This window comes from Butyrivibrio sp. FC2001 (assembly GCF_000424125.1).
GTDB lineage: Bacteria > Bacillota > Clostridia > Lachnospirales > Lachnospiraceae > Butyrivibrio.
Genome location: NZ_AUJH01000013.1, coordinates 42,579 through 57,289 on the forward strand (window position 1 = coordinate 42,579; position 14,711 = coordinate 57,289).

Genomic DNA, 14,711 nt, shown 5'->3' on the forward strand with positions numbered 1-14,711 from the left:
ATAATAAAGGCGTTATGGAGGTGGGAAAATGAGTTCATTAAAATATCATGCTGGAGATATTACAAAGCTGGCAGTTGATGCAATAGTTAATGCGGCTAACTCAAGTCTGTTGGGCGGTGGCGGAGTTGACGGATGCATTCACAGGGCAGCAGGTCCTGAGCTTCTAGCAGAGTGCAGAACTCTGAACGGATGCAGAACCGGTGAAGCTAAGATTACGGCAGGGTACAAGCTTCCTGCGAAGCATGTCATTCACACCGTGGGTCCGATATATAGTGGTCGCGCTTCCGATGCGCAGGATCTTAGAAACTGCTACTGGAACAGCCTGGAGCTTGCGAAGGCAAATGATCTTCACAGCATAGCTTTTCCGGGAATTTCAACGGGAGTATACGGTTATCCCAAGAAGGATGCTGCAAAGATCGCGCTTGAAACAGTTAGTGAATGGCTTGAGGCTAATCCGGATTATGAGATGGAGATAACCATCGTCAATTTTTCAGAAGAGGATTATCTTATCTATCAGACGGTTGCAGCCGAGCTGGGATGAGAAATCATCCGGAGTGTGGGGACTCCAATAGGGATGATGTGTGAATGTGTATGCTTGTGAGAGCATGCCGGAATGTTGTTATGTATTAAGTTTGTAGAGGGAATGAAAAGTATGGGATTAAATGGTTTGGTAATTGGATTTGTGGTTTTGATTTTGCTTACCGCTCTTCGCGGAAGGGACAGAGGACTGTACGGAATATTGTACGGCATTATGACCTGGGCGATGGTGATTATTCTTCTGCCGACAGCCACGGTGCGTGTATCCGATAAGCTTGGTGAGCATGAAGAGGTACGAGCTAAGGTTGAAGAGGCAGTTGATCCTTATGTGGACGTGATCGCAGTTGGATTTATCTCTGACAAGATCAGCGGTATGGTTGCGGAGTCGGGACTTCTTAATGATTCTCTTAAGGGTATTGAGGGAAGTGAAGAGCTGTTGAAGGAGTATGAGAAGATGGCTCTTGGCGAGGAGCTTGATGCCGATAAGGTGAAGGATATGATCTTCGGTGAGGGTAGTGATATTGAAAAGCTTAGTGATAGTCTGAAGCTGGGTGATGGGGTTAAGTTGCCGTCTATTGTCAGGGATCAGGCTAAGGCTATCATTGTAGACTATGTAATTTATTTGATTTCAGTTGTCATCGGTTATATCTTAATTAAGCTACTGGCTGCCTTTGCAGGAATGTTCATCAAGAGCTTCCTGTCAGACCATAAGCGCTCCGACATCGATAACCTTGGCATTCTGTGGGGATTCGCCGAGGGTGTTCTCTATGTGTTTGTTGCACTTCTTCTTGTGTCAGCTGTGGCCCAGACCGGATTTGGCAAACTTATGGTGGCCATGGTCACCCAGAATAATATTTTGAAGTATATGTACGAGAATAATGTGCTGAGATTTGTGTTGGAGAATATGCCGAAGATTTGAGGCGGGATGTAATATTGGAATATTTGTTGGGAATATTCGTTAGTAATGGTGAGCGGTAGCCGTAGGGCTGCCGCTTTTTAATGATATAGGAAATTTCTCCGAAATTCCTATATCATAAAAAGCGCTCCGCTATGGATGCGCACTCGCGCGATAGGAATATGTTGCCTTCAGCAACCGCGCTCGGCGCGAGAATGTCGCAAGCGACATTCTTTCTTGTTGCTTTTTTGTGTGGTGGAGGGATTTGTTGATGGGAGCAGGATGATATATGGTTGTTGGCTGAAATTTGTTGTTGGGGAGGGTAATAGTTGGGGAGTGTTCATCCGATAGGGACTATTTTGGATGAACAGACGTAAATCAAGTTGAGATTATGAGGGAGCGTTCGCCCAGTAGGGGAAATATTTGTGAAATAGGTGTAACGCTTGAATAAGAAAATTAACGGAATTACGTTTGTAGTACGCCGATACCTCTTTCAACAAGATTTCTGACTGAAAAAAGTATGCGGGGGAGAAAAGCTAGAAGTGTGGGAAAGCTGATAGGGGCTGAAAAGTTCAGTCAACCTTCCGGTAAGAAAGAATTCTGGCGTAAAGGGGTTCAGAAATGTATTCTGTTATCCGTGAAGCGTTACGTCAATAGAGCACAAAAGAGAGCAATAGACTGAAAAACACACCAATTTATGGTATAAACATGTGGGGGGAAAAATAATAGAGTTTCGTTGACACAAGCGATTTAATGCTTTTAAATTGCACTTAATTGAATAAGCTATCTTCAGGGCAGGGTGCGATTCCCTACCGGCGGTAAAGCCCGCGAGCCGAAAGGCATGATCCGGTGAGATTCCGGGGCCGACAGTATAGTCTGGATGGAAGAAGATGTGATACTTTTTAGCATGTTTGTCCCTGAGAATATTTATGTTCTCAGGGATTTTTATATCACCGGAAATTTTCGAAACGGCGGTGATGGGCTGGATGAATGTCCTATAAATGCAGAGAGTAACGTGAATGTCCTGAATAGTAATGTTCAGGACTTTTTCTTTTGTTGCACAAGACCGGCAAGCGAATGGATGCTTGCATACAAATTCATTTGCCGGTTGTAAGAACATGGAGCACGAAGTGCGGAATGTTCGTGTGCGAAATCGAGTAGGAGTCAGCCTACTCGATTTAGAAATACCTTCTGAAGGCTTATAAAAGGAAAAGGTTCCGCTATGGATTTTTATCCGGAAATGAAGCGGACAGCGGGGAGATATGCGAAGAAGTAAAGGGGAATGAAGGTATGAACGATGAAATGTATATGAGGCGGGCGTTGGAACTGGCCGTCAGGGGACGGGGGTACACGAATCCCAATCCCATGGTGGGTGCGGTGATTGTGAAAGATGGAAGAATAATCGGCGAGGGCTACCATGAAAAGTACGGGCAGCTTCATGCTGAGAGGAATGCGCTGAAGAACTGCACCGAGAGTGCGGAGGGCGCCACGATATATGTGACCTTGGAGCCGTGCTGTCATTACGGGAAAACTCCTCCCTGCACCGAGGCCATCATAGAGAGCGGAATTAAAAGAGTTGTTGTGGGGATGCTGGACGTAAATCCTGTGGTTGCAGGCAATGGGGTGCGAATCCTGGAGGAACACGGAATCGAAGTAACCGTGGGAGTCTTGGAGGAGGAATGCCGAAAACTGAACAAGATTTTTATTAAATATATTTCTGAAAAAATCCCTTTTGTAACAATGAAATATGCCATGACATCCGATGGGAAAATTGCGACGGTGACCGGCCAGTCAAAGTGGATAACCGGCACAAGTTCCAGGGAAAATGTGCATAGAACAAGACACGCCATGATGGGCATCATGGTGGGAGTCGGGACAGTGATAGTAGATGATCCCATGCTGGATGTGAGATTGTCGGAGTTTGCAGAAGGAAGTACCTCAATAGATAGTGCATCAAAAGAAAAGGGGAACATTTGCGACAGGGAATCCAGAGAACCCATGAACCCCATAAGAATCATCTGTGACAGCAATCTGTGCACACCGCCCGATGCAAGAGTGGTGCGTACTGCAAAGGATATCAGAACCATAATCGCTACGGTTTCCGATGATGCTGAAAAGATAAAAATGTTTGAGGACAAGGGCTGTGAGGTTGTAAAGGTTGATGCTTTTAACGGAAAGGTTGATCTTAAAAAGCTCATGATAATACTTGGCGAAATAGGTATAGACAGCATTCTTCTTGAAGGCGGTGGAGAGCTGAATTTCAGTGCCATGAAGGCGCAGATAGTTGATGAGGTTCAGATTTACATGGCGCCAAAGATTTTCGGAGGGTGCGCGAAGTCACCGGTTGGAGGTAGAGGAATCGAGAACATTGATGAGGCTGTGAAGCTTAACCCCATTAAGGTGGAAATGTTTGACGGTGATATTTTCATAGAGAATGAGGTGATCTATGGGGATGAAGCCATGAACATTAGCGGTGGTGAATTGCAGCCAGGAATGGAGGCGCTATGTTTACAGGCATAATTGAAGAGATAGGGAAAGTGCAGTCCCTTAAAAGGGACAGTAAAGAGAGCCACCTGGTGATAGGAGCAACGAAGGTTCTTGAGGATGTTCATATAGGTGACAGCATCGCTGTGAATGGGGTGTGCCTTACGGTTGTCAGCTTTTCATCAGGGGGGTTCACAGTTGATGTGATGAATGAGACCTTTATGAGGTCCAGCCTTGGGCAGCTTCGAGTTGGCGAGGAGGTCAATCTGGAGAGGGCCATGGCTGCAAATGGCAGGTTTGGCGGGCACATCGTCAGCGGTCACATCGACGGCACGGGAAGAATTAAGTCAGTGTTCGATGATGGCAATGCGAAGTGGTACGAGATCAGCGTAGGCTCAGAGCTCCTTGAGGGAATCGTGATGAAGGGCTCCGTTGCGATTGACGGAATCAGCCTCACGGTTGCCAGGGTGACTACTTCGAGCTTTGCGGTTTCGATTATTCCGCACACGCTTGATGCCACGATCCTAAGGGGGAAAAGGGCAGGCCAGGTTGTAAACATCGAGACCGACATGATCGGAAAATATATAAAAATGTTTGTGAAGGATGATAAGGGAAGGGAGAGCGTTTATGAAAAGATTAGTCGAGGAAGCTATTGAAGAGCTGAAAAGGGGTAAGCTGATCCTCGTCGTGGATGATGAGGACAGGGAAAACGAGGGGGATCTTATTTGTGCAGCGGAGTTTGCGACAACGGAAAATGTGAACTTCATGGCGAGCAAGGCGAAGGGACTTATCTGCATGCCTATGAGCAGTGAATATGCTGAGAGGCTGCAGTTTTATCCTATGACAAAGGTGAACACCGACAACCATGAGACTGCGTTTACAGTATCTATCGATCATAAGGATACCACCACTGGAATCTCAGCGAAGGAGCGTGGCCTGACTGCAAGAATGGTGGTTTCGGAAGATGCCACTGCTGCGGATTTTAGAAGACCGGGGCACATGTTTCCGCTTGTTGCAAAGGAAGGCGGAGTGCTGGTAAGGGGCGGTCACACCGAGGCGACAGTTGATCTTATGAGGCTTGCAGGCCTTAAGGAGTGCGGACTCTGTTGTGAGATCATGGCAGAGGACGGCTCCATGATGAGACGAAAAGAGCTTGAGAAATTCGCTTCTGAAAATGATCTCGTGATGATCACAATTGAGGAGCTCAAGGAATACCGCAAGATTTTTGACACTATAGTTGAGTGTTCTTCAATTGCGAAGATGCCCACAAAGTACGGTGAATTCATGGCTCACTGCTATGTAAACAAGATCACCGGAGAGCACCATGTGGCACTTGTTAAGGGCGACATCGGGGATGGCGAGGATGTGCTTTGCAGAGTTCATTCTGAGTGCCTCACAGGAGATGTGTTTGGTTCCATGAGATGCGACTGCGGTCAGCAGCTTGAGGCAGCCATGAAGATGATCGAGGAAGAGGGCAGAGGAATTCTTCTATACATGAGGCAGGAAGGAAGAGGCATCGGTCTTGTGAATAAGCTGAAGGCATACAAGCTTCAGGAGGAAGGAATGGATACTCTTGATGCCAACATCGCTTTGGGATTCCCCGGAGACCTCAGAGAGTACTACGTGGGAGCCCAGATTTTAAGGGAGATTGGAGTGAAGTCACTTAATTTACTGACCAATAATCCGGACAAGGTGTATCAGCTTAAGGACTACGGGATATCCATAAATAAGAGAGTGCCTATCGAAATAGAGGCCAATGTGTTTGACCTGTTTTACCTTCAGACAAAGAGAGCCAGAATGGGGCATCTCTTGAGAGTGTGATGGGGCAATTTTCATAAAGAAAAGATATGGGCGAAGCCCGAAATAAAAGGCATAAAAAATAAATTCAAAATAAAAAAACAACAGGAGGAGTTTTGATCATGAAAACATTCGAAGGAAAGTTAGTATCAGAGGGAATCAAGGTGGGAATTGTTGCTGCAAGGTTCAACGAGTTCATCACTTCAAAGCTTCTTGGAGGCGCAGTGGACGCACTCACAAGAGAGAACGTTAATGAGGATGATATAGATGTGGCCTGGGTTCCCGGCGCTTTTGAGATTCCGCTGGTGGCATCAAAAATGGCAAAGAGCGGAAAGTATGATGCAATCATCTGCCTTGGAGCAGTTATCCGTGGTTCAACCTCACATTACGATTATGTATGCGCTGAGGTGTCAAAGGGAATCGCGCAGGTCAGCTTAAATGAAGGACTTCCCGTGATGTTCGGCGTTCTTACAACTGACACGATCGAGCAGGCAATCGAGCGCGCAGGCACAAAGGCAGGTAACAAGGGCTTTGAGTGTGGTCAGGGTGCTATCGAGATGGTGAACGTCATCAGACAGATCGGAGCCTGAGAATATTTAGAGGGAATTATTCATCCTGCTATGGCGATGGAGCAGCGCTGGACTTATAATTACATAAAAGAAAGGAAGGTTACTTATGGAAACTTGGTTTTATGTAGTAGAAAGTATCGAAGGTGATTACGCGAATTTGCGTAGAACCGATATTGAATCTGATGATCTTAAGCTCGTAGCGCGTGCTCTTTTACCTGAGGGGATTGCAGAGGGAACGCAGCTGAAGTATGAGCTCATGCAGTATACGATCGTGTAAAAAGTGCCTATAAAAGTTTACTTGGAGGAGAGGCTATGAAAATGCTTTGGAGGCTCAGCCGGGAGGCAATCCGGTATAGAACACTGTATGTTATTGCGATTTTATCTACACTGATGCTCACGGCGGTGAACCTTATTGCGCCAAAGCTGCTCTCGTCCATGACTGGAATTGTGGAAAGAGGCGTTGATGATGCGGGACTTCGGAAAATCGGCGTTCTGACAGCAGGTCTTGTGGTGCTGTATCTTTTGCGTATCCTTTTCAGATTCCTTAGTAATTACCTGGCACATAAGGCGGCGTGGTATCTGGTTGGAGATATGCGAACCAAGGTCTATGACAAGGTCGAGCGCATGCATCTGGGATTTTTTCACGACAAGCAGACCGGTGACCTCATGAGCCGCGTGGTCAATGACACCAGGGATTTCGAGCTTCTCTACGCTCACATCATTCCCGAGACCATCACCAACATCGTGACCTTCGTTGGTGTTCTTGTGGTGCTTCTTACCATCAATTTCAAGCTGGCGCTTATCACCTGCATGCCTATTCCGCTTATTCTTCTGTCAGGTGTTATCTTCTCAAAAAAGGTCCGCCCGTACTTCAGAGCTTCTCAGAAAAAGATGGGCGAGCTTAACGGAAAGCTTCAAGACAACTTTTCAGGTATTCAGGAAATCCAGTCCTTCGGCCGTGAGGAATATGAGTCGGGAAAAGTGGATGTTCAGAACTTTGAGCACATCCGCGCAATGCTCCAGGCCCTTAAATTAAGCGGCATTTTTCATCCATCTGTGGAATTCATATCGTCCCTCGGGACCATCCTCGTGGTGGGCTTTGGCGGATATCTGGCCTATCAGGGCGGCATCGACGTGGAGGACATCGTGGCGTTCCTTCTGTATCTTAGTCTGTTCTACGGCCCCATTACCGGCATGGCGAATCTTCTTGAAAATATGCAGCAGTCCATGGCAGGCGCAGAGCGCGTTCTGGCTGTTCTTGATACTCCCTGTGAGATTCAGGATAAGCCCGGTGCAAGGGATATCAGGGATGTTAGCGGCGACATACAATTTGAGCACGTGAGCTTTTCATACGGTGACGACATACCGGTTCTGAAGGACGTATCCTTCCATTGTGAGCCGGGAAAAATGCTGGCGCTTGTTGGTCCCACAGGTGTAGGAAAAACAACACTTACGCAGCTTATCTCAAGATTCTATGAACCCACTTCGGGTAAGATTCTTATTGACGGAAATGATATTCAGGATGTGACCCTTGAAAGTCTGAGGCGGAACATTTCTCCTGTTTTGCAGGATACGTTTCTCTTTAACGGAACAATCGCTGAGAATATCGGCTATGCGGTGCCGGAGGCTTCTCTAGATGAGATCATGGAGGCTGCAAAGGCTGCGGATATTCACGATAGCATCATGCTGATGCCCCAGGGGTATGACACCCAGGTGGGTGAGCGTGGTCTTCGCTTGTCAGGCGGTCAGAAGCAGCGCGTTGCTATCGCAAGAGCTATTCTTAGAAAATCACCGATCATCATTCTGGATGAAGCGACTGCGTCTGTGGACGTTGAGACGGAGAGACAGATTCAGAAGTCTATCAGCAGTATAGCAGGAAAGCACACTATTATCGCAATTGCCCACAGACTTTCTACCATTCGCAATGCGGATAAGATTCTCGTTATCGAGGATGGCTCCATTGTGGAGGAGGGTACACATGATGAGCTTGTGGCGCTGGGCGGCAGCTATGCAAGAATGAATAAGATTCAGACAAGTGGGATCAGTGCGTAAAAGTGTTGTGTTGACAAAATAAAATGAAGGGATTATATTGACTATAAAGTAAATTGTAGTCAAAAAGGATGTGAATAGATTTGCCTAAGAGTTATTCGGATCAGGAAAGGGAATATATCGTAAAACGCCTTAAGGAAGAGGCGGTGAAGTGCCTGTCACAGTATGGAGTTCGCCGCACCACAGTAGATGAGCTTGTAAAGCGCGTGGGTATTCCCAAGGGTACCTTTTACCTGTTTTATAAATCTAAAGAGCTGCTATTATTTGAGGTAATTCAGGAGCAGCACGATGCGATCAATAACGACCTGGCTGCTGCACTTTCTGTTATTTCAAGGAAGGCCATTACAGCAGATACTCTGACAGACCTGATTTTTGATTTCTTTAAGAAGACAGAGGAGATGCCGATACTTAAGCTTCTTGATACCGATGAGGTGGAGCTCCTTGTGAGAAAGCTTCCCAAGGAAGTGGTGGAGGCACATCTTCAGGATGATACAGATACCATAGGCCAGATGCTTTCCATGTTCCCGGTGAAAAAGGATGTGGACGTAAAGGCGATCAGTGCAGCGTTTCATGCTATATATTTTGCAACGTTGCATAAAGCAGATATCGGAGAAGACAGCTATGATGAGGCCTTGAAGATACTGATACGCGGAGTGGTGAGTCAGCTGATGTGATTAGTTTAATGAGCAGGAAGAGATAGTTAAGATTAGAGGATATTGTAATTAAAAATATGTAGTCCGTTGGATGAAGTATTTTGATGATATGAACATAATGAGTCCGGTGAAAAGCCGGACTTTAAACAAATCTTTAATTGACTAAATATTTACATATAGTCAAATGGATATGAGGAGACGATATGATACAAGTAAAAAATCTTACCTTCAGCTATACCAAAAAGCCCTTTATTAAGGACATGAATTTCTCAGTAAATGAGGGAGAGATCTTCGGATTCCTTGGGCCCTCCGGCGCGGGAAAGAGCACACTTCAAAAGATACTTCTGGGAATGCTTCCGGGATATCAGGGCTCTGCAATTGTTGGTGGCACAGAGTGCAGAGATCACGGTTCAGAGTTCTATCAGTCCATCGGAGTGGACTTCGAGTATTCGACCATGTACGAGAAGCTCTCAGCCAGAGAGAACCTTGAGTTCTTTTCATCTCTTTATGACAAAAGAGCGCGCTCCATCGACGAACTTCTCATGGCAGTCGGACTTGAAAATGACGCCGATAAGCGGGTTTCGGATTTTTCAAAGGGAATGAAGAGCCGCCTGAACTTCATAAAGGCTCTGGTGCATGACCCTAAGCTCCTGTTTCTGGATGAGCCTACAAGCGGACTTGATCCTGCAAACAATCGTCTAATGAAGGACATGATCCTGGAGGAGAAGAAAAGAGGTAAGACCATTCTTCTTACAACTCACAATATGCAGGATGCAACTGAGCTCTGCGACAGAGTTGCGTTCATCGTGGGTGGACAGATCTATGCCATGGACAGCCCGCACAACCTGATAATGTCAAAGGGAGCAGCCGTTGTCACCTACACCTGGATCCAGAATGGTGAGCAGACTGCCAGCTGCGAACTGGAGAAGATGTCAGAGGACAAGCAGCTGCAGGAGCTTATCGCTAAGAATCAGCTTCAGTCAATTCACAGCAGCGAACCGACACTTAATGATATTTTCATGGAGATCACGGGGAGGACGCTGGTATGAGAAGGTGGTTAAATCTTTTCATTTGGGATATGAGATTTCAGGCGAGATACGGCTTTTACCTGCTATATGCGTTTCTAACGATTTTCTATACTGCTGTGCTATTTGCACTTCCAATTTCTTGGAGAGGGAAGACAGCATCAATGCTGATATTTTCTGATCCTGCAGCCATGGGGCTCTTCTTCATGGGAGCGATTGTCTTACTTGAAAAGAGCCAAAGGGTAACTGCTTTCTTTGCGATTACTCCGCTCAAAGCCTTTGAGTATGTACTGTCAAAGGTGCTGTCACTAAACGCGATAGCCCTTGTGGTAGCAGGTGTTCTGGCATTTGTGTCAGGAAGCAGACATGTGATTTTAGTGCTTGTCGGAACATTTTTATCAGGCGCGATTTTTACACTTTTTGGAGTGCTTGTTGCTACTAAGATAACGAGCCTTAATCAGTTTATTCTGTTCACGGTTCCTGTAGAGGCAGCCGGCTTTTTACCAGCAATTTTGCATCTGTTTGGAATTACTCCGGACTATCTGAAATACTATCCTGCCAATGCCTGTATGGATTTGGTGTCTGGAAGAGGTGTTACATTTATTGGACTGCTATTTACATTCGCACTAATTATTTTCTTGTTTTACTTTGCCTGCCACGAGGTGCTTAGAATGTGGCAGGAACAGGGAGGCGCGAAGATATGAGAACTATTAGAATCAGTTTTATACATATGCTGGGATTTGTTCGAAGGGACATGATGCTTCTGGCTGCCGGTGTTTCGCCCATTTTTATTGGACTGGTAATTCGACTTGGAATCCCTTTTTCTGAAAAGATGCTTACGGAAATGACAGGGCTTCCCTATGTTCTTGTGCCATATTTTAGTCTGTTTGATATTTTATATGCCGCGATTATACCGGTTATATTTTGCTTCATAACCGCTATGGTAATGCTTGAAGAGCGCGATGATCACATCGACAGATATCTCTTTGTTACACAGCTTGGACGCTTCGGCTATTATGTTTCAAGAGTTGTATTGCCGGCTGCATTTTCCTTTGTGGTGACTGCGATTCTGCTTCCTGCTTGCAAGCTTTCGGATTTATCTGTACTTGAATTGTTATTCCTTTCTCTTGCAGGAACTCTTCAGGGAATCATCATCGCTCTTCTTGTGGTGGGTTTTTCTGCCAACAAGCTTGAAGGTATGGCAGTTACGAAGGTTTCATCTCTTATAATGCTTGGTGCTCTAGCGCCCTACTTTATCCCAGGGCCTTACAGGTATCTCCTTTCTTTCATGCCTTCTTTCTGGATAGGGATGGTGATAACTGAGAAGCAGCCAATTTTCATGCTTGTGTCTGTTCTTGTTGCTGCGCTGTGGATAGTTGTTTTGTGGAAAAAAGTGAGGCGGAAAAATAACTGAGACAACTATAAGATGGATTTGGGTAGAAATAGTTGTCTGGAAAAAGAATTGGAACAACTAGATAGTATATTTGTGTAGAAATAGTTGTCCGGAAAAAGAATCGGAACAACTAGAAGTGGTATTGAAGTGGAAATAGTTGTCCGGAAAAAGAATCGGAACAACTAGAAGTGGTATTGAAGTGGAAATAGTTGTCCGGGAATAAACCGGGAACAACTAAATAGTATATTTGTGTAGAAATAGTTGTCTAGAAATAAAACCGGAACAACTAGACGATGGTAATTGGAAGAAAAAGTTGTCCGGAAAAAGAATTGGAACAACTAGATAGTATATTTGGGTAGAAATAGTTGCCCGGAAATAAAAACGGAACAACTAAATAGTATATTTGTAAAGAAACTAGAATCTCCCTAAAACCAACACATCCAAACATCTCCAAGTATAAAAGAAAACGTAAAAGCAAAAATACCCCTTTACTCCGTAAATCTAATGTAGTAGAATACGCCTAATGGAAAACGTTTTCTGAATCGATTTTTTACTACAAGGGAGGTTACTAAGTGAACAGAGCAAAAAGAAGTACTACTTTTGTCATGGCCCTGGTTATGGCACTTACGCTCATGCTGTCCGGTTTGGGGAAGACCGTAACAGTAAGAGCGGCTGAGGGAGTGACGTTTAAGCTTCACTACCACAGGGAAGATGGGGACTACAAGAAATGGGATGCATGGCTGTGGACTGAAGGCGGCGAAGGCGGAGGTTATCCTTTTGAGGAAGAGGATGGCGAGATGGTTGCGACCATGTCTGTGCAGCCCGGAGCGACCAAGGTTGGTTTCATCGTTAGAACTGAGGAATGGGATAAGGACGTAGAGGCTGACCAATTTGTAGACATTTCAGAAGTAGTATCTGGTACAGTACACGCCTATGTTGAGTCAGGCGTGGAAGGTGCAGTGAAAGAATATGGAGATGATGTTGTGACTGGAACGAAATTAAAGAGCGCTATTTATGACGGAAAAAACACAGTAACATTACTTTTTACAGGGGAGCTTGATGCTGAGCAGGAGAAGACTTTCTATGTCGTTGGAAGACTTGGCGAGACTGAGGTTACAGAGGTTAGCCTCAAGGAAAAGGCATCAGACAGCGAGTACTATTACGACCTTACAATCGCTGATGAGCTTGACCCCACAAGGAATTACAGAGTTGGATTTGAGGAGCAGGAGTATCCTGTGAACATGCCTGTAATTTATTCAACTAAGGAGTTCGAGGACAAGTACACCTACGAGGGCGACGATCTCGGAGCTGTCTATGAAAAGGACAAGACAACCTTCCGCCTCTGGGCGCCTACTGCTGAGCAGGTTTTCCTGAATCTGTATGAGAGCGGTAAGAGCTGGGAGGAAGACCTCAGGGAAAAGGTTGAGATGAAGGCTGACGTAAACGGCACATGGGTTGTTGAGGTGCCCGGAGATCTCGCCGGAACCTATTACACCTTCACAGCGGTTCTCGATGGACTTAACGTGGAGGCCTGCGATCCCTATGCCAGAACCACAGGCGTTAACGGCAAGAGAGCGATGGTTGTTGACCTTGCTGCTACTAATCCTGAGGGCTGGGATGAGGACAAGAACCCTCATGCAGACGAGAGCATCAATGATGCGATTCTCTACGAGCTTCACGTGAGAGATTTTTCAGTTGCTAACGAGGCTGAGCTTGGTGATGATGCAGGAAAATACACTGCATTTGCAAAGACCGGAACAAAGACAGCAGGCGGTCAGCCCACAGGAATTGACTACCTGAAGGACCTTGGAATAACCCACGTACACATCCTTCCTTTCTACGATTTCGGATCAGTTGATGAAAATTCGAAGTCCACAGATCAGTTCAACTGGGGCTACGATCCGGTGAACTTTAACGTGCCTGAGGGCTCATATTCAACAGATCCTTACAACGGAGAGGTTCGCGTGGCTGAGGCTAAGCAGATGGTGAAGGCCCTTCATGACAATGGTTTGTCGATCGTTATGGACGTTGTTTATAACCATGTTTATAGTGGAAAAGATTTCTGTGTAAACAGATTAGTTCCGGGATATTTTTCAAGAATCAGTGATGACGGAACTTATTCAAACGGTTCAGGCTGTGGTAATGACACAGCTTCCGAGCGTTCTATGGTAAGAAAATATATTGTGGATTCAGTTCGCTACTGGGCTGATGAGTATCACATCGACGGCTTCAGATTTGACCTGGTGGGACTTCTTGATGTTGATACCATTAACGAGATCATGACTGAGGTTCACAAGACTCATCCCGATGTTATCTTCTACGGTGAAGGCTGGAGCATGGACACCAAGGTTACCAAGGAAAATGTGACTCTTGCGACACAGAGGGCTTCCGAGAAGACTCCCGGCTTTGCATATTTTAATGACAATATCCGTGACGGACTTAAGGGAAGTGTGTTCAGCACAGATGAGACCGGATGGGCATCTGGTGCCACAGGGAAAGAGCAGAACATGATCGCATCCTTCAAGGCAGAGGAGGTGTGGAGCAAGAATCCCACACAGATCGTGCAGTACGCGTCATGTCACGACAACAACACTCTTTTCGACAGGATTGCTACCGCGCGAGAGGACGTTGACAGAGATACAAGAATCAAGATGAGTAACCTTGCAGCTGCTTATTATCTGACTTCTGAGGGAATACCCTTCATGCAGGCAGGTGAAGAGATTCTCAGGACCAAGGAGAAGGAAGACGGAACCTATGATTCCAACAGCTTCAGCTCCGGAGATGCGGTGAACTGCTTAAAATGGGATACTCTTGATGATCCTGAATACAAAGCAAATCTCGATTTTTACAAGGGACTTATTTCATTTAGAAAAGCGCATGGACTTCTTAGACTATCAACAACTGATGAGGTTGAAAAGAGAGTAACTGCAGTTGAAGGACTTGATAAAAATGTGGTTGCCTTTAACCTTGATAATGCTGATAAGGGCGTTGCCGGTGAGGAAGCAGAGAATATTTTCCTCGCTTTTAATCCAAATGAGACAGAGACAAGCGTTCAGCTTCCGGAAGGTAACTGGAGCATCTGCGCAAAGGGCATCCAGGCGGGAACCGAGTCTCTTGGCACAGCAAGCGGAACCATAACTATCGCGCCTGTATCAGCGGTTATCCTGACAAAGGGCGATAGCATAGCTTTCAAGGCTTCTGCAAACGGAGCAAACAAGGGCGTTATCGGCGGCGTGGTTGCTGCTTCTGCGGCAGGTGCAGCTGCACTCCTGGCATTTACTCTTTCTAGAAAAAAGAAGAAGCAATAAA

Annotated in this window: 13 protein-coding genes and 1 riboswitch; all 13 genes read left to right on the forward strand. The window is 45.8% G+C overall.

All coding sequences use genetic code 11. The features are described from left to right. The first annotated feature begins 28 nt into the window (after positions 1-28). Complete coding sequence (locus G601_RS0107210; protein WP_026664960.1) at positions 29-541, forward strand: O-acetyl-ADP-ribose deacetylase; 513 nt, start codon at positions 29-31, stop codon at positions 539-541. A gap of 111 nt (positions 542-652) precedes the next feature. Next, complete coding sequence (locus G601_RS0107215; RefSeq protein WP_026664961.1) at positions 653-1,456, forward strand: hypothetical protein; 804 nt, start codon at positions 653-655, stop codon at positions 1,454-1,456. Positions 1,457-2,213: 757 nt separating this feature from the next. Next, positions 2,214-2,328: riboswitch (FMN riboswitch) on the forward strand. A gap of 394 nt (positions 2,329-2,722) precedes the next feature. Continuing rightward, on the forward strand, positions 2,723-3,952 hold the full coding sequence (ribD, locus tag G601_RS22335) for a bifunctional diaminohydroxyphosphoribosylaminopyrimidine deaminase/5-amino-6-(5-phosphoribosylamino)uracil reductase RibD (RefSeq protein WP_081673428.1): 1,230 nt from the start codon (positions 2,723-2,725) through the stop codon (positions 3,950-3,952). Further along, positions 3,937-4,572: a riboflavin synthase gene (gene ribE / locus G601_RS0107235; RefSeq protein ID WP_026664963.1), complete on the forward strand. Its 636-nt coding sequence runs from the start codon at positions 3,937-3,939 to the stop codon at positions 4,570-4,572. The genes ribD and ribE overlap by 16 nt, the downstream gene beginning before the upstream one ends. After that, complete coding sequence (locus G601_RS0107240) at positions 4,544-5,737, forward strand: bifunctional 3,4-dihydroxy-2-butanone-4-phosphate synthase/GTP cyclohydrolase II (RefSeq protein ID WP_026664964.1); 1,194 nt, start codon at positions 4,544-4,546, stop codon at positions 5,735-5,737. The genes ribE and G601_RS0107240 overlap by 29 nt, the downstream gene beginning before the upstream one ends. 98 nt (positions 5,738-5,835) lie before the next feature. Continuing rightward, the gene (gene ribH / locus G601_RS0107245; RefSeq protein ID WP_026493499.1) at positions 5,836-6,303 is read left to right on the forward strand and encodes a 6,7-dimethyl-8-ribityllumazine synthase; all 468 of its coding nucleotides are present in this window, start codon (positions 5,836-5,838) and stop codon (positions 6,301-6,303) included. A gap of 85 nt (positions 6,304-6,388) precedes the next feature. Beyond that, the gene (locus G601_RS0107250) at positions 6,389-6,559 is read left to right on the forward strand and encodes a hypothetical protein (RefSeq protein WP_026493500.1); all 171 of its coding nucleotides are present in this window, start codon (positions 6,389-6,391) and stop codon (positions 6,557-6,559) included. A gap of 35 nt (positions 6,560-6,594) precedes the next feature. After that, the gene (locus G601_RS0107255; RefSeq protein WP_026664965.1) at positions 6,595-8,334 is read left to right on the forward strand and encodes an ABC transporter ATP-binding protein; all 1,740 of its coding nucleotides are present in this window, start codon (positions 6,595-6,597) and stop codon (positions 8,332-8,334) included. Positions 8,335-8,414: 80 nt separating this feature from the next. Further along, positions 8,415-9,005, forward strand: a complete 591-nt coding sequence (locus tag G601_RS0107260; RefSeq protein WP_026664966.1) for a TetR/AcrR family transcriptional regulator — start codon at positions 8,415-8,417, stop codon at positions 9,003-9,005. A 182-nt stretch (positions 9,006-9,187) separates the two neighbouring features. After that, positions 9,188-10,033 (forward strand): ABC transporter ATP-binding protein, encoded by an 846-nt coding sequence (locus tag G601_RS0107265; RefSeq protein WP_026664967.1) that lies wholly within the window; start codon positions 9,188-9,190, stop codon positions 10,031-10,033. Continuing rightward, positions 10,030-10,713 carry a fluoroquinolone export ABC transporter permease subunit gene (locus G601_RS0107270; protein WP_026664968.1) on the forward strand — a complete coding sequence of 228 codons (684 nt, stop codon included), beginning with the start codon at positions 10,030-10,032 and terminating at the stop codon, positions 10,711-10,713. Before G601_RS0107265 ends, G601_RS0107270 begins: the two co-directional genes overlap by 4 nt. Further along, positions 10,710-11,423 (forward strand): ABC transporter permease, encoded by a 714-nt coding sequence (locus G601_RS0107275; protein ID WP_026664969.1) that lies wholly within the window; start codon positions 10,710-10,712, stop codon positions 11,421-11,423. The genes G601_RS0107270 and G601_RS0107275 overlap by 4 nt, the downstream gene beginning before the upstream one ends. 551 nt (positions 11,424-11,974) lie before the next feature. Further along, positions 11,975-14,710, forward strand: a complete 2,736-nt coding sequence (gene pulA / locus G601_RS0107280; protein WP_026664970.1) for a type I pullulanase — start codon at positions 11,975-11,977, stop codon at positions 14,708-14,710. The last annotated feature ends 1 nt before the right edge of the window (position 14,711 follow it).